The 26,342-nt window shown below is 33.5% G+C and carries 27 protein-coding genes and 1 pseudogene; 23 read left to right on the forward strand and 5 right to left on the reverse strand.

Annotated elements, in window-relative coordinates:
- Positions 1-50 precede the first annotated feature (50 nt).
- Positions 51-311 (reverse strand): hypothetical protein, encoded by a 261-nt coding sequence (locus IAE45_RS11660; RefSeq protein WP_200127083.1) that lies wholly within the window; start codon positions 309-311, stop codon positions 51-53.
- A 622-nt stretch (positions 312-933) separates the two neighbouring features.
- On the opposite strand from IAE45_RS11660, the gene IAE45_RS18950 reads away from it, so the two are divergent.
- The 16 genes from IAE45_RS18950 to IAE45_RS11735 all read left to right on the forward strand — a co-directional run bounded on the left by IAE45_RS18950 (position 934) and on the right by IAE45_RS11735 (position 12,698).
- On the forward strand, positions 934-1,077 hold the full coding sequence (locus tag IAE45_RS18950) for a putative holin-like toxin (RefSeq protein WP_080542687.1): 144 nt from the start codon (positions 934-936) through the stop codon (positions 1,075-1,077).
- 352 nt (positions 1,078-1,429) lie between these two features.
- On the forward strand, positions 1,430-2,920 hold the full coding sequence (gene dcm, locus IAE45_RS11670) for a DNA (cytosine-5-)-methyltransferase (RefSeq protein ID WP_200127081.1): 1,491 nt from the start codon (positions 1,430-1,432) through the stop codon (positions 2,918-2,920).
- 249 nt (positions 2,921-3,169) lie between these two features.
- Positions 3,170-3,373 (forward strand): hypothetical protein, encoded by a 204-nt coding sequence (locus tag IAE45_RS11675; RefSeq protein ID WP_034871981.1) that lies wholly within the window; start codon positions 3,170-3,172, stop codon positions 3,371-3,373.
- A 45-nt stretch (positions 3,374-3,418) separates the two neighbouring features.
- A complete protein-coding gene (locus IAE45_RS11680) occupies positions 3,419-3,748 on the forward strand; it encodes a hypothetical protein (RefSeq protein ID WP_200127079.1) in 330 nt (109 codons plus the stop codon).
- Positions 3,749-3,841: 93 nt separating this feature from the next.
- Positions 3,842-4,021 carry a hypothetical protein gene (locus IAE45_RS11685; protein ID WP_200127077.1) on the forward strand — a complete coding sequence of 60 codons (180 nt, stop codon included), beginning with the start codon at positions 3,842-3,844 and terminating at the stop codon, positions 4,019-4,021.
- 98 nt (positions 4,022-4,119) lie between these two features.
- On the forward strand, positions 4,120-4,782 hold the full coding sequence (locus tag IAE45_RS11690) for a DUF2786 domain-containing protein (RefSeq protein ID WP_200127075.1): 663 nt from the start codon (positions 4,120-4,122) through the stop codon (positions 4,780-4,782).
- Positions 4,783-4,809: 27 nt separating this feature from the next.
- Complete coding sequence (locus IAE45_RS18955) at positions 4,810-5,055, forward strand: hypothetical protein (RefSeq protein ID WP_200127073.1); 246 nt, start codon at positions 4,810-4,812, stop codon at positions 5,053-5,055.
- On the forward strand, positions 5,012-5,368 hold the full coding sequence (locus tag IAE45_RS11695) for a hypothetical protein (RefSeq protein WP_200127071.1): 357 nt from the start codon (positions 5,012-5,014) through the stop codon (positions 5,366-5,368). Before IAE45_RS18955 ends, IAE45_RS11695 begins: the two co-directional genes overlap by 44 nt.
- A gap of 42 nt (positions 5,369-5,410) precedes the next feature.
- A complete protein-coding gene (locus IAE45_RS11700) occupies positions 5,411-5,797 on the forward strand; it encodes a DUF6075 family protein (protein WP_200127069.1) in 387 nt (128 codons plus the stop codon).
- Between the two features lie 201 nt (positions 5,798-5,998).
- A complete protein-coding gene (locus tag IAE45_RS11705) occupies positions 5,999-6,178 on the forward strand; it encodes a hypothetical protein (protein ID WP_200127067.1) in 180 nt (59 codons plus the stop codon).
- 17 nt (positions 6,179-6,195) lie between these two features.
- The gene (locus tag IAE45_RS11710) at positions 6,196-6,843 is read left to right on the forward strand and encodes a hypothetical protein (protein WP_200127065.1); all 648 of its coding nucleotides are present in this window, start codon (positions 6,196-6,198) and stop codon (positions 6,841-6,843) included.
- Positions 6,844-7,135: 292 nt separating this feature from the next.
- Positions 7,136-8,851: an AAA family ATPase gene (locus IAE45_RS11715; protein WP_200127063.1), complete on the forward strand. Its 1,716-nt coding sequence runs from the start codon at positions 7,136-7,138 to the stop codon at positions 8,849-8,851.
- A 1-nt stretch (position 8,852) separates the two neighbouring features.
- Positions 8,853-10,079, forward strand: coding sequence for a hypothetical protein (locus tag IAE45_RS11720; RefSeq protein ID WP_200127061.1), 1,227 nt, complete (start codon positions 8,853-8,855; stop codon positions 10,077-10,079).
- Between the two features lie 285 nt (positions 10,080-10,364).
- Positions 10,365-10,964: a tyrosine-type recombinase/integrase gene (locus IAE45_RS11725; RefSeq protein ID WP_005225257.1), complete on the forward strand. Its 600-nt coding sequence runs from the start codon at positions 10,365-10,367 to the stop codon at positions 10,962-10,964.
- Between the two features lie 32 nt (positions 10,965-10,996).
- On the forward strand, positions 10,997-12,343 hold the full coding sequence (locus IAE45_RS11730) for a putative phage abortive infection protein (RefSeq protein ID WP_200127059.1): 1,347 nt from the start codon (positions 10,997-10,999) through the stop codon (positions 12,341-12,343).
- A 133-nt stretch (positions 12,344-12,476) separates the two neighbouring features.
- Positions 12,477-12,698, forward strand: a complete 222-nt coding sequence (locus tag IAE45_RS11735) for a hypothetical protein (RefSeq protein WP_200127057.1) — start codon at positions 12,477-12,479, stop codon at positions 12,696-12,698.
- Between the two features lie 91 nt (positions 12,699-12,789).
- Here IAE45_RS11735 and IAE45_RS11740 read toward each other — a convergent pair whose 3' ends face one another.
- From IAE45_RS11740 to IAE45_RS11750, 3 genes are read right to left on the reverse strand one after another with little or no spacing between them, the layout of a single operon-like run.
- Positions 12,790-14,247 carry an ABC transporter ATP-binding protein gene (locus IAE45_RS11740; RefSeq protein ID WP_200143130.1) on the reverse strand — a complete coding sequence of 486 codons (1,458 nt, stop codon included), beginning with the start codon at positions 14,245-14,247 and terminating at the stop codon, positions 12,790-12,792.
- Positions 14,248-14,252: 5 nt separating this feature from the next.
- Complete coding sequence (locus IAE45_RS11745) at positions 14,253-14,945, reverse strand: energy-coupling factor transporter transmembrane component T (protein ID WP_200127053.1); 693 nt, start codon at positions 14,943-14,945, stop codon at positions 14,253-14,255.
- Entirely contained in the window at positions 14,935-15,555 is a 621-nt protein-coding gene (locus tag IAE45_RS11750; RefSeq protein ID WP_200127051.1) for an MptD family putative ECF transporter S component, read from the reverse strand. Before IAE45_RS11750 ends, IAE45_RS11745 begins: the two co-directional genes overlap by 11 nt.
- Positions 15,556-15,818: 263 nt before the next feature.
- Here IAE45_RS11750 and IAE45_RS11755 point away from each other — a divergent pair, with 263 nt between their 5' ends.
- The 7 genes from IAE45_RS11755 to IAE45_RS11785 all read left to right on the forward strand — a co-directional run bounded on the left by IAE45_RS11755 (position 15,819) and on the right by IAE45_RS11785 (position 25,699).
- Positions 15,819-17,540 (forward strand): ABC transporter ATP-binding protein, encoded by a 1,722-nt coding sequence (locus IAE45_RS11755; protein ID WP_200127049.1) that lies wholly within the window; start codon positions 15,819-15,821, stop codon positions 17,538-17,540.
- Entirely contained in the window at positions 17,533-19,230 is a 1,698-nt protein-coding gene (locus IAE45_RS11760; RefSeq protein WP_200127047.1) for an ABC transporter ATP-binding protein, read from the forward strand. The genes IAE45_RS11755 and IAE45_RS11760 overlap by 8 nt, the downstream gene beginning before the upstream one ends.
- 164 nt (positions 19,231-19,394) lie before the next feature.
- Positions 19,395-19,562 carry a hypothetical protein gene (locus IAE45_RS18960; RefSeq protein ID WP_233619032.1) on the forward strand — a complete coding sequence of 56 codons (168 nt, stop codon included), beginning with the start codon at positions 19,395-19,397 and terminating at the stop codon, positions 19,560-19,562.
- Positions 19,563-20,564: 1,002 nt separating this feature from the next.
- On the forward strand, positions 20,565-20,819 hold the full coding sequence (locus IAE45_RS11770; RefSeq protein WP_200127045.1) for a hypothetical protein: 255 nt from the start codon (positions 20,565-20,567) through the stop codon (positions 20,817-20,819).
- A gap of 571 nt (positions 20,820-21,390) precedes the next feature.
- Positions 21,391-22,239 carry a PRD domain-containing protein gene (locus IAE45_RS19300; RefSeq protein WP_200127043.1) on the forward strand — a complete coding sequence of 283 codons (849 nt, stop codon included), beginning with the start codon at positions 21,391-21,393 and terminating at the stop codon, positions 22,237-22,239.
- A 104-nt stretch (positions 22,240-22,343) separates the two neighbouring features.
- On the forward strand, positions 22,344-24,224 hold the full coding sequence (locus tag IAE45_RS11780) for a beta-glucoside-specific PTS transporter subunit IIABC (protein ID WP_200127035.1): 1,881 nt from the start codon (positions 22,344-22,346) through the stop codon (positions 24,222-24,224).
- A 14-nt stretch (positions 24,225-24,238) separates the two neighbouring features.
- Positions 24,239-25,699: a glycoside hydrolase family 1 protein gene (locus IAE45_RS11785; protein ID WP_200127033.1), complete on the forward strand. Its 1,461-nt coding sequence runs from the start codon at positions 24,239-24,241 to the stop codon at positions 25,697-25,699.
- 242 nt (positions 25,700-25,941) lie between these two features.
- On the opposite strand, the pseudogene IAE45_RS11790 reads toward IAE45_RS11785, so the two are convergent.
- A pseudogene (locus tag IAE45_RS11790) lies at positions 25,942-26,290 on the reverse strand (transposase); the annotation flags it as partial.
- Between the last annotated feature and the right edge of the window lie 52 nt (positions 26,291-26,342).

A 26,342-nucleotide genomic window follows, 5' to 3' on the forward strand; every position in this document is an offset into this window, starting at 1 on the left:
ATAATTGAACATACAAACCAAGTCCCCAACACTTAATAAAGTGCTTCCTTTTACTGGTTTTTCTTATCTATTTCTTTAGCAAGCTGTTTTTGATTCTCACTAAAATAGTTATATGTTTCTAAGTTTTCTCCTGTGATGTCAACAACCGCAGCACCTCTCATGCAACTACCGCTCATACCAGTGTCAACCATACTATGCCAGCCTTTTTGAGGATCTTTTCCTGCTTGCCGTAGTTCAAAATTCTTTTTTCTTTGAAGGTGTTTTTTTTGTTCTTTTTTCGCATTAGAATTTTCTTTAAATTTTGAAAACATAATCAATCTACCTCCGTCATTATAATATGGTAAAATTCATTTCATCATTTACTGAGTTAATTTCCTAGTAAGAATAGTTGAATAGTGAAGCTTCTCTATAGGATACATTATACCATTTTCTAATTTTAAAATCATATCAACGATGCTAAAAAAAATATATATAGCAAATAATTATATTATTAACAAAAGTTTTTTATCAATAGTAGAATTAAATCATACTTTCTAATATTCTTTTATCAAAGTAATTGTGTAACTAATATTATCCGCATATCTAAATTGGATTTTAAAAATTCAAATTGATTTGAATAAAATTACTACCTCCGTCTTAATAAAAAGACTTTTTTGATACGCTTTGTCTATCCTGGCATTAAAAGAACAAGAGATCTTTGCCTAGCCATGGTATTTTTTCTATCGATCATTTCGGGTTGTGTCAACAACACGGTTTCTGAAGGAGCGGTGGTGGTGGCTGGAGCGACTGAAGGAACAAGCTTTTTGCTTGAATAATGTCGAGAAAAAAACGCTAAAAACCTTGATAAATATAGGTTTTTATCGTGTGTTATGGTATAATACGAGTACAGTAAAGTTTGTGACGGTGGCTATCTTTTGGAAGGTGGTGATGCTTATGAAAGTAAGTGTTCACTCTTTAGAAAGGAGAAGCCTTTTGTCTGTAGCTGAAGCATTAGGGCTAATGATTAGTTTCGGTTCTTTAATCGCAACGATCATCTTTGGCATCCTAACAGCAGTGAAAAATGACAAAAAAAAATAACCGTCAGCTTTAGCAGGTCAGCGGTTATTTTTTAACTTAAATATCTGCCACCGTCTTAAACGGTGCTGTAGGGGAGTTGTTGAAGCAACTCCTCTTTACATAGTAAGTATAGCAAGATTTCAGTGAAATATCAACCTTTTGCTCTACAGACGTGCCTTGCACGTCTATTTTTTTTGCCCTCCTAAGTGGTGGAGGCGGCTGGAACGTGGAGGGCAAAAAAGATCGCTTTTCTTTCTTAAAAAAGGTCTAAGTACCACCATTGTTCCGAAATTTAACAAACCATTTCTTCGGTATTCTTAATCCATCAGGTACTTGAAATACCTTTCATGCGCATGAAGAAACTGAGTGAACAATGGATAATGGTACAACAGAAAATAAAGGCACCTTTTTAGATCTTTTTTCAGGAATCGGAGGATTTCTTTTAGGGATGGAACAAGCTGGCTACCGATGTGTTGGGTATTGTGAGATCGATGGCCATGCCAGAAAAAGTTATCAATCAATTTTTAACACAAAACAGGAGGTAGAAATGCATGATATCACAAAACTTTCAGATGAATTTATTCGAGGAATCGGACGTGTGGACATTATCACGGGAGGATTTCCGTGCCAAGCTTTCAGCCTTGCAGGAAAAAGAAAAGGTTTTTCAGATACTAGAGGAACTCTCTTTTTTGAGATTGCACGCTTCGCATCTATCTTGCAACCTAAGCTTTTATACCTTGAAAACGTCAAAGGACTCCTCAACCATGAACGAGGGGCTACGTTTGAGACGATCCTCCGAACCCTGGATGAATTGGGGTATGACGTGGAATGGCAACTGTTTAACAGCAAAGAGTTTGTCGCCCAAAACAGAGAGCGTGTATTTATTATCGGACATCTTAGAGGAGCAGGTACCAAAAAGATTTTTCCTCTCACAAGAGAAGAAGGATCAGCTGATCAAAAATCAGGAAGGATCCATTTAGCTGGAACGACACATGCAGCGAACGATTTAAGTCGTTTTACACGAGAAAGAACTTACTATACGGACGGTCTGATGGGGACTTTGACCGCAACGGACTACAAAACACCGAAACAAATCGTTGTTGGCAACGTCAATCCAAGCGGTGGCGGAATGAATGGCCAAGTGTATGACGCTTCAGGACTTAGTCCTACGATCACCACAAACAAAGGAGAAGGAAATAAAATTGCGATCCCGATCCTAACGCCAGATAAAGCTACTATTCGTCAAAACGGCCGTAGAATGAAGGAAAATGAAGCGCCGATGTTTACCTTAACCACACAAGATCGTCACGGAATTATCGTGGCAGGGTCGATCGATGGTTCCTATCGATCAGCTGCAGCGATCCATTCCGTAGAAGGGCTATGCCCTACACTTACCACCATGAGTGGTGGCGGCCACGAACCCAAAATACTGGTGAAAGAAGCCACGAAAAAAGGCTATACTGCAGCACTACCAGGCGATAGTATTAATTTCGCTTATCCTAAATCTACAAAACGTCGGGGACGTGTGGGAAATCAGCAAGCAAATACCGTCGTTACAGGTGATCAGCAAGCCGTAGTAACCGATGATTTTCAGATCCGGAAACTAACACCACTTGAATGTTGGCGACTGCAGTCGTTTCCTGATTGGGCCTTTTTGTCAGCAAAATTCGGTAGTAGGCAGATCGCTGAAGAAATAATCAGTCAAGGGCTTGATCACTATAACTGCAGGTACGATCAAAAAACTTCGGACAGCCAGCTGTACAAACAAGCTGGAAATTCGGTTACTGTATCCGTCATTTATTTCATAGCAAAACACTTCAAAATAAACGATGCGACGCCTTCTGATCGCTTCAGCGAATGGTAAATAATTATAGATAGTTCTTGAAAAGAACGGTGTGCCGTGATATAATAAATATACGGTATACCGTTCTTTTATTTTGGTTAAGGAGGGGTTTTATTAAAAATAGACGGAACAAAAAAAACATTTATTCTGCTGGGAACAGAATAAATGCACAGTAACAAATCCTTTCACGGGATGCTACTACTCAAAATATACCATAATTGCGAGTAGTGGCAAGCTTTAATTGTCACACTCCTTTCAGGAGGAAAAAATATGTATGCAGATAAAGAAAAAATTGAATGGCTGCTATTTAAAAGCGGTCACTCGATCACTGAAATCAAGAATAGATCCGGAGTCAAAGCAATGACTGTCTCTGATTTGATGCACAAGAAATCTTCTATAGAAAGAATGCGATTTGATAATGCCGCCAAGCTTACAAAACTTGCGGATCAACTAAAAGAAGAAATCACTGAATAATCAGGTTTTTGCCTTGTAACTCCTTATCTCTAGGAGGAAAAAACTATGAACGCCGTTTTAAACAAGAAAAAATGTACTGTGACATTTGATCACTATGAAGATAATAACAATGTAGCGATTCAACTGGTTAAGAAAAGAAGAGGTCAGTCTGAAGAAGAGCTGGTTGCCACGGCCACGGTGAACACGAGTATCGTAATCAAACAAGATTTCGTCGCAATCAAAGGGTGGTCTGAAAATACGGGCATTGAAGAGGTACTGATAGAAGCTGGTGTCATTTGTGAGGAAGCTGTAGGGGCAATTCCTTGTGGCATGGCTGTTGCGAAAGTCTTTCCCCTTACAAAAGAAGCAAAGGAAGTCATGAAAAACAATCAGTAGAAAAGAGTCGATTCAAAGCTACGGCGAGTGTGGTTTCACGCTCGCTGCGCCTTTGATTAAATCTATGATCGTTTCAATGAAGGAGAGCGAGTTATGGTCATTGCAAAAGGAAATACGCGTCTTCCTGTAACGCTTAATGAAAAGAGGAAGCAGGGACTGAAGCACTTGAACACCAAGTACAAGAAAAGTGAATCGAAATTAATGTGTATCGCTTTAGATATGCTGCTTGAGCAAGAAAAAGCTGGGTTTGAGATTCCTGCGCTCAGAAAGTGACCGCACTTTATTTTCTAGTTCATTGAAGTGCTATCACTTATCAGTGAAACCGTTATCCAATACGTGGTAAACTAAAATCAGACAAAAGGTGAGATCCAATGGATGAAAAAGCCAAAAAGAAAATCGTAAAATTGTTAGCTCTTGCCAATGATGCCAATGATGAGGAATCGATGTCAGCCTTAGCAAAAGCACAAGAGTTGATGCTTCAGCATAATATCGATGAATCAGATGTTTTTCATTATAAGCAAGAACAAAAGTCAGAAGCAGTGATCAATATGGTGATTTATGAAGGCCGGCCACAAAAATGGCTTTACCGATTAGCGAGGATCATTGCTAAAAATTTTCGTGTCCGGTATTATTATCAGTCCGGAAAACCGATTGAACTTCACTTTGTTGGGATCGTGTCCGATGTACAAATTGCTCAAATCACGTTTGAGTACGCCCGTGGTAGTGCCAGCTATTGTGCAAGGCAGTTTCTTCAGATGCCTGAGATCAGACGAAAATACAAACGGAAATGGCAGTTAAAACAAGACTATTTGGAAGGATACTTGAAAGGTTTGTCGGAAACATTTCGAAAACAAGTGCTGACAAACGGTTATGAATTGGCTTTGCAAGTACCTGAAGTGGTTCAGGCTGAAGTCGAAAAAATTGGACTAGTACCTGGTAAAGATACCTCTCACACCGTGAGGGATCGGGAAGCATTTTACTCCGGTTATGCAGAAGGTGTCCGTTTTAAGGATAAGGATCGATTAGGTGCTTAATCGTATGTTGAAAGGGGACTTATAAAGATGGCTGAAGAAAGACAATGTTACGGTGGGCAATGGAAAGTACCAATAACGCCCTACAATCGACGCTTATACTGGCCGCCTAGCTGGATCAAATGTGATTGTGGTGAGTTAGCAAAACAAGTTCGTGTCAAAAAAGGTGACGTTCTTTATCCTAATGGTCATTATTTATGTAAAGAGTGTCAACGAGAGTACCAGAAGGTCGATGGAAGAGATCACTTTATCCTGGTCAAACCAAATGAAGAATGATGTAGGCGGTAAACTATCTTCTATTGAAGATAGAAGAAAAAAGGTTTGGACAGTGATCGTTTTCAACCATTTTTCTAAGGAATTGATGGGCTTTTTGAGTAACGCTGCGACGGTTGAAAATTTGCAATTTACGCAAAGAAAAGAAGAGTTAGGTATTTTTAAGGAGAACGAAGCAAAGGCAATCCTTGATGCCATACTTGCGCTAAAAGATGAAGAGGATGTGATCCGCAAAACTTTTACAGATAGCGGTCATGTAGACTGGGTATCTGGAAAGTATTTTGATTTTGAAATTGCAAAAGTAACGTTTGAGTAATTGCTGAAGGAATGGTCAAAACCAATTAGAGGAGGAACAACAATGGAGGAATTATTTCTAAACAAGGAACATATTGCCAGATTTAATTTTATGATGGATGAATTGAGCTTTACAGATCTTCGAGATCCTTATTGGCGTAGTTTGGTTTTTATTTTTTCCGGTGATGATAGGCTGTTTAATCAACGCGGATCGTTAGTTAACTTTGTCCAAAGAGAAATCAATAGTGACCTATGGTTTGATGGCACGTTGTCTGGCGGTGAACAACGACTGGTTGCTTTAGCCTATAACTTGTTTACCAATCAAGATTTTTATGAATTTGAAGATGGAAAGAGGTACAATATATCTCCGTTAGAAATCTTTTCTGGTGTTGATGAAGCTGGTTATCAGCTGGCTAAGAATGCGATTGATATTAGACTACAGTTTTACTAGAACCGATCAAGGGATACTATGGAAACCTTTGTAATTCATTATTTCCTTTTAATATTAGTATAGCAGATCACTTAATTTTGCAATTAAAACATATCAAAGTTGAAAAAAAATCTCTTATCATTTTACTTCACTGCAGAGTTGTTGTATAATTCTGATAATTCCTATTGATACTATTTGGCATATTATAAAAGGAGAGTTTTTATGAAGGATAAAGAAAAGAAAAAAGATAACGATGTTTTTTCTACCATCGAAAAAAATCGCAGAATAGAAACTGGTATGCCTGCAGGAGATCCTAATATCGGTACAAAATGGACTGATACTTTAATTTATATCGGAGTTATTGTTGTCCTATTTATTTTGTATGTTTTGTTTTTTAAATAAACAAGGAGGAATGTAGAATGAAAAGAAAACTAGCGTTGTTGTTACCGGTACTTGCTGTTGCTGTATTTGCGTTTTTTGGAACGTCGGAGGTCAATGCAGATGAAACGTCCCCCCCTGAAGCAGTTGCTTATTTGATTAATGATCAAACTGGAGAGAAAACACAGTTAAATGTGAAAGATGTATCTCCAACAGAAGATTTACTGAATCAATTTCAGCTTCGTAGTTTTAGTGATGAAACCAATCTAACTAAAACCTATGAAGTATTTACTGAAATACCAGATGGGACCATTACTACATTTGATAGTTCTGGTGGAAATAAAACTGGTGGCGGCGTAACCGCAAAAATTAATGTAAATTATGATATTAGTGGAACTGACAAAAACAAAGATATTAGAGTAAATAGTTACAATGGTAGTTGGACTCCTAGTTCAAAGCTTTATGTAGTTGGTAGCCGAGTATCTGGTGTACACTCAGGATTAATTACAGGCGGGAAGAATAGACAGGATAAACCAACTTCAAATTCATTCAGCTATAAAACTGGATGGGGGTATAATGTCCTTATCAAAGGTGGCAATAGCCCTAGAGCTTGGATGGACTGTAAAATTTCAGTTTCGGGTATGTCTGGCACATCATATACACTTTCTTTAGAAGTGACATTTCCATAAAATAATGTAGAACTGATAAACGTATGTCTGAAAATCAAGTTTAATAATAAACAAGGGGTCAGAAACTTAAAAGCTTTTGACCCTTTTTTTATTCCGCAGTTAATAGCTCTTTTAGTAGCTCAATTAATTAGGTCAGAAAGCTACTCTTTTTGTAAAATATAAGAAATGTGTATTTAATAGTCAGTCTGACTTCAGCAGAAATATAGGCATTATTAATTGTGGAGATAGATTTGCTATAAATCTATGTGATAAAATGATTGTAATAAAAGTGCAATGAGTTGGAGATGATAATTTGAGCAAAGGAGAATTAATATTCACGCATATTTTTAGTTCTAAATTTGGTATAAAAAAACAAAGTATAAATTTTTCTAATAATTTTAAAGTGACGTACTTAAGTGATAAGTTGACCATAGAAAAAAATAAAAATGAGGATAAGTTTTTTGGAGAGTTTGTTACTAATATTAGTCTGATAATTGGAAAAAATGGTGCTGGGAAATCAAGTATTCTACAACTGATAACTTTAGATAAGAATCATAGAAAAAAGTACTTGCCTAATACCGTTTTTTTTAATATTTATCATGTAAAAGACAATATCTATTATTTCGAAGGATCACTTAGTCTGGCAAAAAAAGTACTTAATGATAGAGAGATCAACAAAGAAGAGTTCTTCTTTAAGATAGAAAAAGAGCAAATAATTCATATGACAGAAGAAAAAAAATATCCTCCTTTCATTACTACGGTTTATCAGACATTATTTCCTAATATAAGTTGGTCAGAGAAAAAAAAATTAAATTCTTCAAAAGCAGGCTTTATAAATAAAAAATATACTAACGCTATTAGAATTGATAAAGTAATAAATTTTATGTCAACTTATCTCAATCATAACAGTGAGTTTAATGCTGAGTTTATATTTAAACAAAAACAAAAGTACAATTCAAAGCCTGGTGAACTTATGTTTCTTTACCAGGCAAAATCTGATGTTCATAACTTAAGTCTTCTGTCTGATTATTCAGTGGGATATCAGCAGTTTTTAGAAGAATTCAGTTTTAAAACGAATGATTTTCAGGAACATTCTGCAAGCATGTATATCAGAGAGAATCAGGATAAGATATATAGTGAAAATGTAAAAGAGTATTTTATTTTAAGAATGTTGGAAAAAATCTACTTATCATTACTCAATAATCTAGAGTGGTCGACAAATGATGAAAAGAATAAACCATCAAAAAGGCAAATTCTAAAAATAATCCTAGAACACAAGACAAACTTTGGCATAGAGTCACTTAATGGAGACCTAGATGAATTAAAATATAAAATTGAGTATTTAATATCAATATTGGATGACTGTTTTAATATAGGGCAAAACGATTTAGCATTACCTTTACGTGAATTAATAGAATACATTATGCAATTACCCTACGAACGATTTGAAAATAGTAATCAATTTGTTTTAAGTATAGACTCATTTACAACGTATGAGCATGAATTAACTAGTGTTATAGTAGATTATTTTTCAAATATCATTGACATAAAAGCACGTCACTTGAGTGACGGTCAGTATGTATACTGTAGTACGTTTACACAAATTTTTGAAGCAGTAAACGAAGATACAGATCATAATTTGTTACTAGTACTAGATGAGCCTGATATCAATATGCATCCTGAGTGGAGCAGATGCTTTATTAACAATATATTAAGTTTAATTCCCTCTTTCACAAAAAGAAAGGTTCAACTAATAATTAGCACTCATTCTCCATTTCTCGTTTCAGACGTCCCAAATTCGAATGTTTATCAAATAGTAGGTGAAGGTAATAATAAGAAAATAAATACGGTAGATAAATCATTCGCAGCAAATATCTTTGATATTATATCTGGGGGCTTTTATTTAGAGTATCCGATTGGAGAATTTGCTCGAAAAAAAATAGAGAGTATTAAGTCAAAAGAAAGTAATATTATTGACTTAATTGATGATCCGTTTCTTGCTTATGTGCTTACCAGAGGTGATGTTTAATATGATTCGAATAGATGATGATAAAATATTGAAAGGGAAGAATGCTGTTAAAAATGAATTATTAGAAGCTCTTGATGGTTTAAATTACAGCAATATTATAAAAAAAATAAATTCTAATCCAAATACTTTGAAGGATAGCATTGCTGATTTAGCGTCATTGGAACTTGATGATTTATTTAGTAAAGACCAGTATAACTTTGGAATTTATTTTTCTCTTTGTGAATGGATGGCTTTTAACTCTTATCGTTTCAAAACCGATACAAACGGAAAGAGTAAATTTGTTTTTACTAAAAAATATATCGGAGAAGAAGCAGATAGAAAGAGAGTTTATAGATCATTCAAAAAATTCATTGGAGATTTCCCTCAAGTACTGGGTCTTTTTTTTGAAGATACTATTATTTTTCCGAGTCAAGATAAGGATGTCTATTTTGATAAAACAACATTTGATGACTTTTTCAAGAAAGCATTTGAAGTGTTTCTTAAAGATACTATCGAGATAAAGAGTTTAGTTAAATATTCGAATCATCGTGATAAGTTTAGAAAGAAAATAATTGATGAATGGGCTATCAGTTACTGTCCATATTGTAACATCTCCCCTATAATTGAGTATGATAATCATGAAAAAAGTACTGCAGAGTTAGACCACTTTTTATCTCAAGTAGATTTTCCTATGTTCGCTTTAAGTTATGGGAATTTTATAGTTTCCTGTTCTAACTGTAATCAAAAATTTAAAAATGCCAAATATTCTAGATTATTAAATATACGGCAACAGGGGTTTGATCCATGTGTCTATTTTAGTCAAACGAGAATTTCATACAAATCATATTATAATTATGAGAATAATGAAGTTGAAATAAAAATAGAGAACAAGTGTGTCGATCCAGAGAAACGTATGCAGATTGAGAACTCGATTGACAGTTTTAAATTAAAAGATTGTTATGAACGAAACAAAGAAGCTAAGAGAGAAGTATGCGATGTTTATCGGTCAATAAAAAATTCTTATGACAATTTCTACTTAGGCATGATTAGAGAAATAAAAAATGTAGAGGAAACAAAGATATATGAAGCATTAACAGATTTCATAATCGAGAATCCGACTTCCTTGGAACCAAAATATAGACAGTTTGATCCAAGGTATAAAGATAAAGCAGAAATTATTAATATTTCTTTTGGTAAATTAAGAAAGGATACCCTGACTAATATATTAAGAGGTTCTAAAGCAACTTAGGAGAGTAGTGATTACACAAAATGATAACAAGTGCAGGCCTTAGACAGTCCGGTATTCATACTGAAGATATAATATTTGTTGCTTTTTCAATTCATGTCTGTCTATATTTTAATTATTAACCAATGAGACACAAGCTAGTTGTGTCTCATTGGTGAAACAAGCGCTATCCATTGTGGCTCTAAGAGAAATGCACGTTTCTTTTTGAGCCTTTTTCTTTCGCTCGTTTTAAATAAGACATATCACATGTTATAATGATATTAAGTCTTATTAGAAGGAAGAGAGAAAATGAAGACAGTTGAACCTATTCGAGACAAAAAAAAGATCGATGCCATGAAAGCAATTTTGGCTTCTGGAAAATATGGCCAACGAAATTTGGTTCTTTTTTCAATCGGGATCAATACGGCATATCGCATTTCTGATTTGCGTCAATTAAAACTGGCCGATGTGTTAGAAATTACTCGTGGCCGTGTAGTGGTCAAAGATCGACTATCAATGAAGGAACAAAAAACGGCGAAACACAATTCGGTGTACATTTCCAATAAATTGCGAAAAACGATTTTAGAATATGTGCAGCAAGAATTTCCGGAGCAGCTCCTTCAGCAGGAATTTGATCACTACTTGTTTCCAAGTCGCAAAGGAACAAACGAACCGCTCAATCGCCAAAGTCTATGGCGAATCATACATGATGCTGGTACCGCAATCGGGTTAAAAGATATTGGGCCGCATTCGATGCGAAAAACGTTTGGCTACTTTCTCTACAAGCAGGGAACCAAAACAGAAATCATTCAATCTCTGCTTAACCATTCCTCCCAGCGTGAAACGTTACGGTACATAGGGATCACGCAAGAAGATAAAGATACAGCGGTGAAAAGTTTAGATCTATAATTAGAGTTAACAATGGAAAGTGGAGGAATGTAATGGAAATTTTGAAAAAAAATAAAAAATTTATAGCGTGGGCTTTGATTATTACACTTATTATAATTCCTTTAGTTATTCAAGGAGTTATAAATTGGGACACCATGAACAATGGATCAGATGATGGATGGCTAGGTTTTTGGGGTGGATATCTTGGGTCTATTATTGGGGTTGTGGGTGCTTTAATCGTTATTCAAATCCAACTGGAAAACGAAAAGAAGCGTTTTGACGAAGAAACTAAGGCTAGGGACAATGAGTTTATAGAGAATAAGAAGCGTTTTGCCGAAGAGACTTTAGCCCGAAATAAAGAGTTTGAAGAGAGTAAAAAACGTTTTGATGAAGAAACCAAAGCTAGAAATAAAGAGTTTGAAGAGGAGAAGAAAGCTAGAAAATCAGAACAAATAGATAATACTTTTTTTAACTTATTGAATCTGTTTATTTCTCAACAAAATTCTCTAATTTCAGAACAAAATCCTGAACGAGATATATTTGAAAACATGTTAATGAAGATTTGGAAAGGATCTGCGCACGCATATAAAAAAGAAGGTATAGAACTGTTTTACAGTAAAAAAATAGAACTTCTTTCTTTAATTGACAAGGCATTAGGAGCTTCAGGAGCCTTTATTAGAGAGAAGGAAGCTCTTTTATCAAACGAAGAAAAACTTATAATTGATCGTGTTAAAAACGAAGGTAGATCCATGTCCAGACCAAGTGATATTTCAAATGAAAGTTTGATTGCTATATATGGTGAAATACAACGAATATATCACATCAACGATTTCAAATCACAGATAGAGGAAAAACAATTTCTTGAAATGTTTCCGATAGAAAGCAATAATGGAGGAATTGCTCAAATTAGTGGGTATATTGATTATATTATAGCCTTTGATGCAGCCGAATTATTAGATGAAGATTTGAAGACGTTTCTTACAGAGTTGAAAACAGATTTAAATGAATATCTAAAACGTAGACCTAATATTGAACTAAAGATTGAAAAGAAAAGGCAGGTTGTCGAAGTAGCACAAGAACCTTATCGAAGACAAGTAGGATCATACTTCAGAATATTTCATAGGATAATAAAGTATCTAAATGAAAATGTAGATGACAAAGAGATTAAGAAAAACTATATTGGTTTTCTACGAGCAAACATGAATGAAAATCAGATGGCTATGATTTTTTATAATAGTAACTTCACTGATCGTGGTTATGGGGCAATGAAAGAATTAAAAGGGACTGGATTTTTTGGTGAGAAAAGTGAACTCAAAGATATAGAAAGCGCGCACTTCTTTAGTCCTGAAACCCTGGTTTGGGGTAATTATGATTTGAAAAAAATGCAGGAGTTTTGCTAGTAGAATAAATGAGGATCTTGAACATGCTGAGTTTTTTCGTATCTGTTTCTTGTGCTATACTTATATCTACAGAATTTAACATTCGTTGCTAGGTATTACATTTTCAAGCAATGTTCTTTTTGGGGGATCGGCTATGGAAGAAGAAAAAATATTTGAGAAACGCTGGCAATTAGCTTCAACTGCACAAAGAGCTAGATACAACAATCTGATATCCTCCTACCCCACTGTTGACTGGAGTTACAAAGAAAAGAAGTATCTGCTTTGGTTGTGTCAGTTAGATATAGATACCTTTGAAACATTTGAAGTGATCCTAGATAAAATTAAACATAGCAATAAAAAAAGAGCGAATCTATAAAAGATCCGATCCAGACTGTAGACAAACCTCATGTTTGTATAAGGTTTGTCTACAGTCTGAGCACTTCTCAAATACGAGAAGTGCTTTTTAGTTAAAACGTCATTAAATTGATTAATTCTTCAGATGACAATTCATCAAGGGTTAGGTGTTTCGTAATTTGTCCTGATTCTAGAAGGGCTACTGAGTCACAACAAGACATAATAAATTCTGGATCATGAGTTATAACAATAATGCTTTTACCTTGATTTGCTATGTCACGGAGCATTTTAGAAACTTGCTTCATATTAATGAAATCTAGACCTGATGTTGGTTCATCTAAAATAATGAAGTCTCTATTTTCTAGCAAGCCAATTCCGATAGTTAATCGTTGACGTTGACCGCCAGATAAACTAGCTGGATGATTATCAATAACTGATTCTAACGAAAGTTCACTTAAAATAGTATGACATTTTTTTAGATAACTTGAGCTCTTTTCCTTTTTTAAAGTGAGCTCGTTAAGAACACTATCAGCAAATACTTGGTAAATTGTTTCTTGCATGACCATCCAAATATTATCTAATCTTTTCTTTCGCTTATTTTTTTCATTATAAAGTAAAATAGTTCCATTTTTTTCTTTTTGTAAGCCAATTAAGGTTTTGGCTAAAGTTGTTTTTCCACTACCATTGGCACCAATTAAAGCAGTTACTGAACCAGAGTGTTGTGAATAGTTTAATCCACTAATAATTTTATTTTTATAGTAATTAGAGTCTAAGCTTAGAATTTCTAGGCTATTTTTTTTATCATTTATCTGAGAAATATTAGCTTTTTTAAGACTTAAAATATTGGGTGTTCTAATGCCTAATTGTTCTCGAAATGATTCAGGTAAATTTCTTATTTCTTCTGGACTATAAATACTCTCAATAGTACCATTATTAACTACAATAAATTGGTCAACAACATCCATTAAATAGTAAATTCGATGTTCAGAAATGACAATAGTTTTATGTTGTTTTTTTAACTGATGAAGTACTTCATTCAAACGATTCGTTTCACTCAAATCTAAATTGGCAGAGGGTTCGTCAAAAACAAAATAATCAGGATTTGCCATACATGTAGAAGCAACCGCAACTCTTTGTTTTTGTCCACTAGATAATTTTGTTAGAGGAGTATTTAGAATAGCTTTCAAATTAAATTTATCTACTACTCGATTAAGAGAATTTGATATTTCTGATTGGGAGTATCCATAATTTTCCATTTCGAAACATAGTTCATCTTGTACGTTATTGGTAAAAAATTGGCTTTTCGGATCTTGTGATACAGTTCCAACCATTCGACTTATTTCATAATCTTCAAGCTCTTTTGAATTTTGATTATTTATAAGTAATTCTCCCTCAAGTGTTCCATCGTAAAAGTTAGGAATCAAACCATTTATTGTACGTAATAATGAAGTTTTTCCAGATCCAGAGGGACCAATAATGGCTACACAGAAACCTTTAGGAATTGATAAGGAGATATTATTTAAAATAGTCTTATTTTGAATAGATAGTGTAATATTTTTTAATTGAATCAAATTTTTCACCAACTTACTAAAAATATAATTAATAATGTTCCTAAAGTTACGCAATATATCAAATCAAACCAAACGAACTTTATTGTGTAAAAAGATGTTTTGTTCCCAGGAAAGCTAATTCCTCTTGTAGTTCCATTAGCTGCAAGATCATCAGCTAGCTGCATTGTTCTTAAGAGTAGAGGAACAACTGTAAATTCAAATAGAGTTAAAGGATTTAACCAATTTTTGAAATTTTTATAAGATAATTTTCTAACATAAGCGTTGTCTTGAATAATTTTAATATCAGATAAAAGAACAGGAAAAAAACGTAAACCAACTGCTAAAGTTAAAAGCAAAGAGTTTGGAAATTTTAATTTCCCTAAACTTGCAATAATTTTTCCAAGCGGTACTTGATTAATTGATGCAGCGATGATTAATGAAGGGAAAAACTTAGTACCAATTCCTATAAAGATACCTAGATAATTTAAAGCATTATGTGAATCAATCACTGAAATACAATAATTAATAGTGATGAAACCTAATAAAAAAAGTGTGTATTTAAAGAATAAGGAATAAAAACCTTGTAAAATTAAACCAATTAATAAAATAAAACAAATTATGTAGATTTCTTCAAAACTGCTTAGAAAAGCATAAAAGCCGACCAGAAGTAGTAATAAAAATTGTAATCTAACATCAGCTGTTCTCTGCTTATTTACCATCACTTGTCTCCGCTAGATAGCCAGCTTTAATAAAATGTTTTTTTAGTAATACATTAGCAAAATAAATACCAGAAAAACCTAATATGAAAGTTAATATTAAAGTGATTAAAATCCATAGTGGAGAGTTAGCATAGTAAAAGACTGTCTGAATTAATTCAGGACTATAGTTTAATGATTCAAAATATTGCTTACCAAATACAAGAGCAGTAAAAAGAGTTCCGAAGCCATAAATAGCACCATAGATACCGTAAGCAATAGCTTGATGAATCAATTTTCCATAGTTTGAGCCCAAAAGAATTAGGACTAATTCAGATAAAAGACCGGCAATAGCGAAGAAAGGTAATAAAACTGGAACGCCCATAAACACGTAAATAATTCCAGTAATTAAACCAAGTAAAAAGATAACGCCTCTTTTTTTCACTTTAAAAGCCATCAACAAGTATGAAATTGCTGAAAAGAAAACACAGATTCCTGATATAGCAGGATACAAAGGAATAGTTAAGGGAGAAAGGACCATAGATACGATCATGTTAATAATATAAAATAATACACTATATAAACCAATACTAATAAAATCTCTAGATTGTAATGTTTTTTGTTTTTTTGTCATAATAAACGCCTCTTTCATTTTTTTGAATTGTAATCATTACGTTTTATGATTATAATAGAACGATGGTTATTCGTCAAGATTGTTTTTTTACGTTTGACCTATTTTATTTTTTAGGTTAACCTAAAAAAATAAAAGTGAGGTGATTCAAAAAAAATATATTAAAATAAAGGGTTATTAGAATATAAAAAGCAATTGAAACACCTTTGACTTTTATTTTATAAATATTTGTTTTAAAAGGGTGTTATTTATAGGGGGGATAGAGTTTGAAATTAATCATAAAATATATAGGGGATTATAAAAAATATTTACTTATTTCTTTTAGTTTAGCAGTTTTTAGTGCTTTTCTATTGTTAGCTCCATATGTTTTTTTATTGAAAGTTGTTAGAGGAATTGAATATGACATTTTTGTTAAAGGCGCGATAATTAGTGGTTTAAGTGTGATTATTGGAATCGCAATGTATTTCTTCTCATTATGGTTTAGTCACATTGTTGGCTTTAGAATTGAAAAAAATATTAGAAAGTTTGGGGTGAAAAAGTTATTAAATCAGCCGCTAGAATTTTTTGATACTCATGATTCTGGTAGCGTTAGGAAAACTATTGATGAAAATGCAGCATTAACGCATACCTTTGTTGCTCATAACTTGCCTGATATAGTTGTTACGTTGATAACACCTATTTTGGTACTGGTACTTGTAACATCTTTGAATTTAAGTCTAGGAATAATTTTGATAGCTATCTTTTTAATCAGTCTATTTTTAATATCTAAAATGATTGGTAATGCCGAAAATGTGACAAATTATATGAATGCTCTGGATACCATGACAAGTAATGCAGTAGAGTTTAGTAGAGGATTTCCATTAGTTAAACTTTTTAATATTCCAATAGAATCTTTTAAAGGATTTAAAAAATCTATTTCTGATTATTCGGAGTGGGCTCTAAAATTTGCTTTTGATTTAAGGAAATTTTATGTCTTAGATTTGGTATTACTAGAAATTTTTCCTTTAGTAGCTATTTTCTTTATTGTAGAAAAAAATAATTATCCGGCTATGTCGATTCTTGTGTTTTCTGTTGTAGTAAGTACTCAGCTAACTACTTCATTAGCAAAAATTTTAAATATTGGAACAAGTTATGCAACAGCAGTTCAAGCGATCGAACGCGTTGAAGGAATATTTATTGAGGAAGAAGAAGTAAATAAAAAACAAAAAGATAATTTGAGTTTTAAAAAAATTGAAATTAAGAATATGTCTTTTTCTTATGATGAAGCTGCTAAACCAGTATTATCTGAAATTAATTTAGTTTTAGAACAAGGGAAAACCTATGCATTTGTTGGAACTAGTGGTAGCGGTAAAACAACTTTAGCAAAACTAATTTCAGGATATTATAAAACATTTTCAGGTAGTATTTTATATGATCAAGTAGAGAGGCAAGAATACACCGAAAAAGAAATTGTAGAAAATATTGCTTATGTATTTCAAGATTCAAAACTATTTAGTCGAAGTGTTAAAGAAAATCTGATTATGGGAAATCCTGATGTTACAGAGAAAAATTTAGTCAAAGCTATCGAACAAACTCAATGTATTGATATTATTAATAAGTTACCAGATGGTATTGATACAATCGTAGGAAAAAAAGGTGTGACTTTTTCTGGTGGAGAAAGACAAAGATTATCTTTATGTCGAGCATATGTTAAAGATTCTTCAGTTGTTGTTTTAGACGAAGTGACATCTGCAGTGGATGCTACAAATGATGTTAAACTCCAAATAGCAATTAAAGAACTGGTAAAAAATAGAATAGGAATCATTATTGCTCATAAGTTGAATCAAATTAAGGATGCCGACGTTATTGTAGTAATGGAAAAAGGTAAAATTTTAGATAAGGGAACCCATGAGGAATTGTTAAAATCATCAAAAAAATATCAAACCATGTTAGCAACTTCTTCAGAGTCATTGTCTTGGAATTTGGTTGGAGGTGAAGGAAATGATTAAAAAAGTAGCTAAACAATATGGATTAACTGAATTAGGTGCAAAAAATTTTTATAAAGCATCGTTAATTGAGTTTTTAACAAATGCCATCTCCTCATTACCGTTAATTGTCTTTTTAATTTATATTAACCAGGCGAAGAATCAACATATATTGATTTCAGTAGACAAAATTGGTGCAGTTTTTATCGTTGTAGATGTGATGTTAGCAATGCATTTTATTAATTACTCGTTTCTATATATATCATCATATAAAGAGAGTGAAAAAGTTCGTTTTAATTTAATTGATGCGTTGAAAAAATATCCGTTATATTTGCTTAATAAAGAAGGTGATACCTATATTTCTAATTTATTAGTTGCTGATGTAACTGAACAAGAACGATTATTTAGTCATGGTATGCCTAAAATTATGGGAAATATTCCCTTTATTGCGATGTCCATCATAGGTTTAAGCTGGTTAAATTTTAGATTAGCTATAATAGTTTTTAGTGTTATTCCAGTAGCCATGATTATTTTTATATTATCAAATAAGATTGAGCGACGATCTCATAGTAAATATGCAGAAGTTTTACAAGAACAAAGTGATTACTTTCAAGAAATTATCGAAAGAGTGCCTGAAATTAAATATAGTAATTTTGTTGAAACTTCAGAAAAAGAACTGTTTGATATTCTTGATAAACAAGAAGTAGAGCACAAGAAAAGTGAATTATCTGTAGCGACTGTTCAAGGTATTTTAAGCGTATTTCTAAGATTAGGAGTAGCACTAGCTATCATTGTTGGAGGAGTACTTTTAGAAAAAGGACAATTAGATTTTATTGTGTATTTACTTTTTATATTAGCTACAAGTAAAATAATGTTATTAACAAACGCAACGTTTGAATTTGTTTCAATGAGACGTTATGCTTTAAATAGAATTGAAAGACTAAAAAAAGTAATGAATTATGAATTGCAAAATAAAGAAAAAGTAGAGTTTAATAATTATAAGTTTGATGTAGAGCAATTAAGTTTTAGCTATTCAAATCAAAAGAATGTTTTAACTGATGTCAGCTTCTCAGCGGAAGAAAATAAGGTAACAGCGATTGTAGGACCATCGGGTTCTGGTAAATCCACTCTTTTCAAATTATTAAGTGGCCTATTACCTTATGAATCTGGAAAAATTCTCTTAGGCTCTCATACTCTAAACGAGATAGAAGAAAGTCAATTGTATGAACAAGTATCTATGGTTTTTCAAGATGTTACTTTGTTTAATACAACAATTTTTGAAAATATAAAAATGGGAAATCAACAGGTAACAGACGAAGAAGTCTTTTTAGCTGGAAAAATGGCACAATGCGATGAATTTTGTCATCAATTGAAAAATGGTTATCATACTGACATTGGTGAAAATGGTTCTCTTCTTTCAGGTGGTCAAAGACAACGAATTTCAATAGCTAGAGCAATTTTAAAAAATAGTCCCATTTTATTATTAGATGAAGTGACATCGGGGTTAGATTTTGAAAATGAATTTTTAGTTCAAAAAGCTATACAAACGTTAATAGATGGTAAGACAGTTATTGTTATAGCTCATCGATTAAGAACAATAGAATTTGCAGATAAGATAATTGTATTAGAAAAAGGAAAATTAATTAACCAAGGGTCTAAGAATGAATTGATGGAAAACTGTAAAGTTTTCAGAGACATGTGGAATAATATTTGATTTTCGAATTTTGTATAGCTATTTTTGTAATTAAGTGTATGTAGGGATGCGGGGAAGAACTTATCTTGTTTCAATGCAAAGGATGGGCTTGACGAGAATGACGCCGATCCATTCAACTTATTCGCTCTTAGACCAAGACATACCAGAAATCACTGATCGGAGACGTGAGATTTTTTTTGATACGCTTTGCCTACGGATTATTAATCAATCTCGTGAGTGATCGAATCCATTATCAGAAAAATGTGATCGTCGATGATTCTCAATTCGAATTACTGCAGTTTGCGAATGCTTTGTCTATTTTGGTATTAAAAGAACGGGAGATCACTGCCTAACCCGTTTTTTTTCTATCGATCAACTTCGGGTTGTGTCCGCAACACGGTTTCTGAAGGAGCGGTGGTGGCTGGAGCGACCGAAGGAACAAGCCCTATTTACTTAAATAATGTCGATAGAAAACGCTAAAAACCTTGATAAATATAGGCTTTTAGCGTGGATTAGGGTATAATATGAGTAAAGTAAAGTAAAATTTGTGACGTGGCTATCTTTTGAAAGTTGGTGATGCTTAGTGCGAGACGCTCGGGAAAAAGTTATAGTACGTAATAGTACTATATTCGTCAACTCGAATTTTATTTTTTTATAAAGATAAAGGATAACTTCTGAAATAAAAGATCAAATGATAAGGCAACGCTTTGAAGGGGCTTTAATGAGATTCCCTGGTGAATAGTTTCGGCGGAAACAGATGCACTAAGCAAGGTAAAATATACAGGTTAAGGTCCCGTAGTGTATCTCCCGTGGAATAACTGAAAGATTAAACCCGTAATGGGAACATGTATACGAGTACTGTTTGGTTTCGGTTGATAAGGTAAGGGAATGTGTAGACATACACTGACGAACTCATGAATGTACGTTTCGAAACACCTACGGTATAGAAATGTATCGGGCACTATTTTATGAACGATTAAATAATTGAAAGTATTCTGTTAGGGGAAAAGTAGTAATTATGCATGCGAAATTCTTTTTTTTGTCACAGGTAAGAGACGATAACAGCGAAATAAAATGAGTACCTAAGTTAACTGATAGGATAATTTCAGAGGAAAGTCGAAAAAAGTAGCCTTTCAAATCAAGAAAGCCTTCCGGATGTAGTCGAAGAATAATAAGCTCCTTAATTACCTTGTGAGGGTGGTGCGACCAAAGAAATCTCTGTAATGGAGATAGAGGAACAGACACTAGACAATACGATAAAATCAATTCAACATGGAAAAACGCACGGGTTCATAGCCTATCTACAAGTAAGATAGAAAAGATCACCTTCTATTAAATGAGGAGAGTGATGAACCATGAAAAACGCAAAAAATTTTAAATTATGTCATTCAGAGTACTATCGAATGACAAAGATATTTGATAAGTTATATGAGAATGCGCAACAAGGCAAACAGTTTAAAAACCTGATGCAATATATGATTTCTGAAGAAAACCTACTACTTGCATATAGAAATATTAAACTAAACACAGGTAGCTACACTCCCTCTTGCGATGGACTAACTATTGATGATATTGAAAAATTCCACGTCAAAACTTTGTATACCAGATGAAAAATGATATAATTCCTATAAACATAGTAAAGTTAAATGCGTTGATTTTCCAAAATCAAATGGTAAAATTAGACCGTTAGGGAATACCCTACATATGGGACAGGCTAATTCAACGATCAATACTACAAGTCTTAGAGTCAATACGTGAAGCTAAATTTTGTATTCGAAGTTACGGTTTTCGTCCTGATCGTTCAGCATAACATGCAATAGCGGATATGAGTCGTAGGATTAACATTCAATCTCTAACATATAAGGGTCAGAAACTTAACATTTGTTGAACTATGTTTATTTCTGAGTTATATTATCTCCTACAGCCTCAATAGTGATATTCAGGTTTACTCAATAGGAATAATTAAAGAAGAACTTGAACAAATTTACATAATGATAAGTTGAACTTTTTGGGATACAAATATAAATAAAAAAAGTTGACAACGATTTCAAAGAGAGGTAACATGAATGTATAATAATATGGACTGTTACTGATTCGATCAGGCATAACCTACGTTTGAAACCAAGCTGAGAGATTTGGCTAGTGTTTTAGCGTATTTTTTTTGGAGAGGAGGTTGGTGTTGTGCAGTTTCAGAAGAAAATAAACAATAGTGTAGCATGGGTAATAGATGACAGTGGCAATAAAGTGATTGCAATGGGGAAAGGTATTTCATTTGGAAAACAAGCAGGACAAGACATTAGCAGTGATGAAATAGAACGAATATTTCATCCTAATGATGAGTCTCGAGAACAAAACATTCTTTATAGGGCAATTGAAAACATAAAACCCGATATCTTATTACTAACGGAAGAAATTAGTGAAAAAGCAGCTAAGGCACTTGGAATCTCTAAATTTGATGATAGTCACTATTTAGCTTTAGCTGATCACTTGAATCACGCACTTAAAAGAAGTAACAATGATACTTTTGACTATCCAGAAAATCTACGATGGGAAGTAAAGAACTTATATCCTAAAGAATACGAAGTGGCAGTGGATGTTCTATATTATATTGAGAAGAAAACTGATATTCGCCTACCTAAAAGCGAAGAAACTTTTTTAACATATCACTTTGTAAACGCTCAGTATGATTATCAAGTGAACTTCCAATCAATGCATTTAGCCGAATTAGTTAATAGAGCAATTGAAATCATTCAATATCATTATCAAATAATTTTAGATCAAAATTCTGTCAACTATATCCGGTTTATTACACATTTGAGATATTTCATTTTGAGACAAGTTAACCATGAGAATACGAAAAGGGTTGATGAGCAGTTAATTGATATAGTTAAGAAAAACTACCGAAAAGCATATAAAGCTGCCGAAAAAATCGGTAAAATGATAGAAGCAAAACAATCATGTGAAGTAAATACGGATGAAATATTTTATCTGACTTTGCATATTGAAAGAGTAACTGAAAGACAAGAATAGAAAAATGGACTGTTACTGATTCGATCAGGCATGACCAAATGTTACAAGGATACCTTATCCTCTGTGATATTTGGTCTTTTATTATTTAATAAGGAGAGATAATCATGGGAAAATATACAGAATTGGCATCAACATTAATTGATTTAGTTGGTGGAAAGCAAAACATTACTGCAGCATGGCACTGTGTAACTAGATTACGATTTAATGTCAATGATGATAGCAAAATTAAAATTGATACAATCAAAAAGACAAGAGGGGTGATGGGGGCGCAGTTCTCAGGGGATCAATTTCAAATTATTATTGGGAATGATGTCTCTAATGTGTTTGATGAAGTAGAAAACCAGTTAGGTACATTATCTAGTGGAAAACCTACTGAAAAAGTAAAAAACGGTAATATAATCAATACATTAATGGAAACAATTTCTGGGATTTTTACTCCTGCTTTACCTGCATTAGTCGGCACTGGTCTATTAAAAGGTGTATTGGCATTATGCTCTGCATTTAATTGGTTATCGGTTGAAAGCACAGGATACCAAGTGCTGAATATTGTTGCTGATTGTGCGTTCTATTTCTTACCTTTCATATTAGCGGTCTCCAGTGCTAAAAAGTTCAAAACTAATGAATATCTAGCTTTATGTGTTGCAGGTGCGCTATTGTATCCAACAATGACTGCTGGATCAGCTGCTTTAATGGCTGGCGAAACAGTAAATCAATTAAGGCTGTTCGGATTCTTGCCGATACCTTATCTAGCCTATAACTCGTCTGTTATTCCAATCATTTTAGCTACTTATGCATTAAAATATGTCTATAGTTTCGTAAAAAAATGGATGCCTGCTACATTAACAACGATGTTTACTCCTATGTTGACTTTGCTCTTTATAATCCCTCTAACACTAATTGCTTTGGGCCCAATAGGTACGTATATTGGCGGAGCTTTGGCAGGTGTAGTTACTTGGTTATTCCACTCAGCTGGATTTGTTGGTGGTGCGATCATCGGGGCATTCTATCCATTACTGGTTATGACAGGAATGCATTGGGCATTGTCACCAATTATGGTTGATACTTTCGCAAAATTAGGATTCGATAATACACTAATGCCTGCAATGTTAGCCGCAACGTTTGCTATGGCAGGTGCAACGTTTGGTGTATTTTTCAAATCTAAAAACAAGGATATGAAACAATTATCTCTGTCAGCTGGAATTTCTGCAACGTTAGGTATCACTGAACCAGCGCTATACGGTGTAACGTTGAATTTAAAACGTCCTCTATATGCAGCTATTATAAGTGGCGGTATTGTAGGTATCTTTTTCAATTTATTTGATTTAAAAACTTTCGGTATGGCAATGCCTGGCTTAATTGCGCTTCCAGGTTACGTTGATGCAGGGAATGGAAAAAATATCATTATTGCTGTTATTGGGTCACTAGCTGCTTTCTTCATTGCCGCTATTTTAACATGGGTACTAGGTTTTAATGAAAACAACGAAATCGATGATAAATTCGAAAAAAATGAAGAAATGAAATTGGGGGTAAACCTTAATATCAAAGCTCCTGCTACTGGTAAAGTAATCCCAATTGAAACCGTTTCTGATATTACTTTTTCAGAACAGATTATGGGATACACCGTTGCAATAGAGCCAGAAAATAATCAAATTACATCTCCAGTTGATGGTGAAGTAATTATGATAGCTGAAACAAAACATGCGATTGGCTTAAAGAGTTCAGATGGGTTAGAGATATTACTTCATTTAGGGATTGATACAGTGGAACTTCGTGGAAATGGATTTGAATCTAAAGTAAAAGTAGGTGATCATGTTTCAGTGGGGGATTTTATCATGTCCATGGATATTGATTTTATTAAAAGGTCTGGTTATGATCCAATCGTATTGACGATTGTTACGAATAGTAATGATTACCTAAAAGTATTGCCTATACATTCGGAAGATATGATTAAAGTAGGTGATGAGTTATCAGTGGTAGTAAGTTAAGGAGGATATAAAAAATGACCGACAAAAAAAAATTCCCGAAAAATTTTCTATGGGGTGGAGCGACTGCGGCAAATCAAATCGAAGGCGCAACTAGAGAAGCTGGAAAAGGATGGACAACGTCAGATACTTCAAAATTCATTGAAGATCCACAAAAACGCATGCAACAGATGTTAGCACCGATGACTACTCAAAAAGTTCTAGAGGCTTTAGAGGATGATGAAGGATTATATCCCAAAAGATACGGAATTGATTTTTATAACCGCTACAAAGAAGATATTGCTTTATTGGCTGAAATGGGATTCAAGACCTTTCGATTTTCAATATCTTGGGCCCGTATTTTCCCGAATGGTGATGACGAAATACCGAATGAAGAAGGAATTAAATTCTATGAAAATCTAATTGATGAATTGTTAAAGTATAACATAGAACCATTAGTTACATTGAGCCACTATGATTTTCCTCTAGCACTTTCGTTTAAGCAAAATGGTTGGATAAGTAGAAAAACAATAAGTGCATTTGTGAAATTTGCGGAAACCGTATTTACTCGATTTAAAGGAAAGGTAAAGTATTGGATTTCGTTTAATGAAATGAATGTTATTGGCATGACGGGATCTTTATCTGGAGGGATTTTAGCAGATAAAGTAGACGGAAATCAAGATAGCATGCAAGCAAACTTTCAAGCAGCACACCACCAAATGGTGGCTGCGGCCACAGTAACTTCACTTTTGCATAAAATTGATTCAGAAGCAAAGATGGGTTGTATGATTGTACGCTTCGAAAACTATCCAGAAACAACAAATCCGTTAACTGTTTTAGCTAGCTTGAAATCTGATCAGGAAAACTTCTTGTTTTCTGATGTATTAATGAAAGGATATTATCCTGAATTTTCCAAACGTTTATTCGAAGAAAAAGGTGTCAATATAAATATGACTCAAGATGATCTGCAAGTACTTGCAGACAATACAGCAGATTTCTTTTCTTTTAGTTATTATATGAGTGGAATTACAGCTGAAGCTGAAGGTGAAGAAACAGCAGGAAATATTTTAGCTAGCAAAACGAATCCTTACTTGGAAAAAAGTGAATGGGGATGGCAAATTGATTCTGTAGGTTTACGTATCAGTTTAAATAAAATATACGATCGTTATCAAAAACCGATATTTATCGTTGAAAATGGTTTAGGAGCAAAAGATATAATCACTACTGATAAACAAATACATGATAATTATCGAATTGATTATTTACGTGCACATATTGAACAAATAGCTGAAGCAATTGCGGATGGAATAGACATTATCGGGTATACTCCCTGGGGGTGTATTGATCTGGTCAGCGCTAGCGGCAATGAAATGTCAAAACGCTATGGTTTTATATATGTAGATTTAGATGATAGTGGGAATGGGTCTTTGAAAAGATATCGAAAAGAATCATTTTATTGGTACAAGCAAGTGATAGAATCGAATGGTGAAAGTCTATAGGGAAAAAGACGGACTTAAAATAATTAAATACCTATAGATTATGGGAATATCATTTATATTTTACTAGTTCAACAAATACAAGTGTCTAAGGTATTAAGGTTCTACGACATTTAGTGTTGGTGGGAAATCTAGTTCTTTGTCAATCAGGACTGATGGAAAAGATTTGAGTGAAACCAAAACAGATGATAACAAATCTGTTTTGGTTTTTTATGTTATTTCAATTCAATTAAATGATTAATCATTTAAATGCGTATTTTTATGTTCTCAAATGATTTGAATCCGTAGGATGCTCTTTTTAGTGTTTTGATATGTGTGTTTTTTGCCTCAATTTTACCGTTTGAATAAGGATAAATCATTGCATTCCTTATGCCTTCTTCATACTTAAGCAAGTTCTGTAATTTCTTTCTAAATTCCTCATTTAAACTTTCTGGAAGATGTTTGAGCAAGTCAAAAAATAAAATATGGTTCCTTATCTCTAAACGCATCTGCCAAGTCATGGAATGCCTCATAAGCTTCCCTAAGGGAAGGGGAGGATGTAAGTAGTCTATCAATCATCAAGCCTTCTGTAAGAAGAGGATACTTAGGTGAACGGTGGAATGGCAACAGTTTTTTTGACAAATTTTATAAGGTGCAGAACTTCTTT

The sequence above is a fragment of the Enterococcus sp. S53 genome, assembly GCF_016516865.1.
GTDB classification, from domain to species: Bacteria; Bacillota; Bacilli; order Lactobacillales; family Enterococcaceae; genus Enterococcus_D; species Enterococcus_D innesii.

Excerpts from the sequence above, each read along its gene's own strand:
- IAE45_RS11710 (WP_200127065.1), top strand. The coding sequence starts at position 6,196 with ATGAAAAGAAAACTAGCGTTGTTGTTACCGGTACTTGCTGTTGCTGTA.
- IAE45_RS11745 (WP_200127053.1), bottom strand. The coding sequence starts at position 14,945 with ATGGTAAATAAGCAGAGAACAGCTGATGTTAGATTACAATTTTTATTA.
- IAE45_RS11660 (WP_200127083.1), bottom strand. The coding sequence starts at position 311 with ATGTTTTCAAAATTTAAAGAAAATTCTAATGCGAAAAAAGAACAAAAA.
- IAE45_RS11730 (WP_200127059.1), top strand. The coding sequence starts at position 10,997 with ATGGAAATTTTGAAAAAAAATAAAAAATTTATAGCGTGGGCTTTGATT.
- IAE45_RS11705 (WP_200127067.1), top strand. The coding sequence starts at position 5,999 with ATGAAGGATAAAGAAAAGAAAAAAGATAACGATGTTTTTTCTACCATC.
- IAE45_RS11785 (WP_200127033.1), top strand. The coding sequence starts at position 24,239 with ATGACCGACAAAAAAAAATTCCCGAAAAATTTTCTATGGGGTGGAGCG.
- IAE45_RS11770 (WP_200127045.1), top strand. The coding sequence starts at position 20,565 with ATGAAAAACGCAAAAAATTTTAAATTATGTCATTCAGAGTACTATCGA.
- IAE45_RS18950 (WP_080542687.1), top strand. The coding sequence starts at position 934 with ATGAAAGTAAGTGTTCACTCTTTAGAAAGGAGAAGCCTTTTGTCTGTA.
- IAE45_RS11725 (WP_005225257.1), top strand. The coding sequence starts at position 10,365 with ATGAAGACAGTTGAACCTATTCGAGACAAAAAAAAGATCGATGCCATG.
- IAE45_RS18955 (WP_200127073.1), top strand. The coding sequence starts at position 4,810 with ATGGCTGAAGAAAGACAATGTTACGGTGGGCAATGGAAAGTACCAATA.
- IAE45_RS11750 (WP_200127051.1), bottom strand. The coding sequence starts at position 15,555 with ATGACAAAAAAACAAAAAACATTACAATCTAGAGATTTTATTAGTATT.
- IAE45_RS11685 (WP_200127077.1), top strand. The coding sequence starts at position 3,842 with ATGGTCATTGCAAAAGGAAATACGCGTCTTCCTGTAACGCTTAATGAA.
- IAE45_RS11720 (WP_200127061.1), top strand. The coding sequence starts at position 8,853 with ATGATTCGAATAGATGATGATAAAATATTGAAAGGGAAGAATGCTGTT.
- IAE45_RS11780 (WP_200127035.1), top strand. The coding sequence starts at position 22,344 with ATGGGAAAATATACAGAATTGGCATCAACATTAATTGATTTAGTTGGT.
- IAE45_RS11735 (WP_200127057.1), top strand. The coding sequence starts at position 12,477 with ATGGAAGAAGAAAAAATATTTGAGAAACGCTGGCAATTAGCTTCAACT.
- IAE45_RS11680 (WP_200127079.1), top strand. The coding sequence starts at position 3,419 with ATGAACGCCGTTTTAAACAAGAAAAAATGTACTGTGACATTTGATCAC.
- IAE45_RS11760 (WP_200127047.1), top strand. The coding sequence starts at position 17,533 with ATGATTAAAAAAGTAGCTAAACAATATGGATTAACTGAATTAGGTGCA.
- IAE45_RS11695 (WP_200127071.1), top strand. The coding sequence starts at position 5,012 with ATGGAAGAGATCACTTTATCCTGGTCAAACCAAATGAAGAATGATGTA.
- IAE45_RS11675 (WP_034871981.1), top strand. The coding sequence starts at position 3,170 with ATGTATGCAGATAAAGAAAAAATTGAATGGCTGCTATTTAAAAGCGGT.
- dcm (WP_200127081.1), top strand. The coding sequence starts at position 1,430 with ATGGATAATGGTACAACAGAAAATAAAGGCACCTTTTTAGATCTTTTT.
- IAE45_RS11690 (WP_200127075.1), top strand. The coding sequence starts at position 4,120 with ATGGATGAAAAAGCCAAAAAGAAAATCGTAAAATTGTTAGCTCTTGCC.
- IAE45_RS11700 (WP_200127069.1), top strand. The coding sequence starts at position 5,411 with ATGGAGGAATTATTTCTAAACAAGGAACATATTGCCAGATTTAATTTT.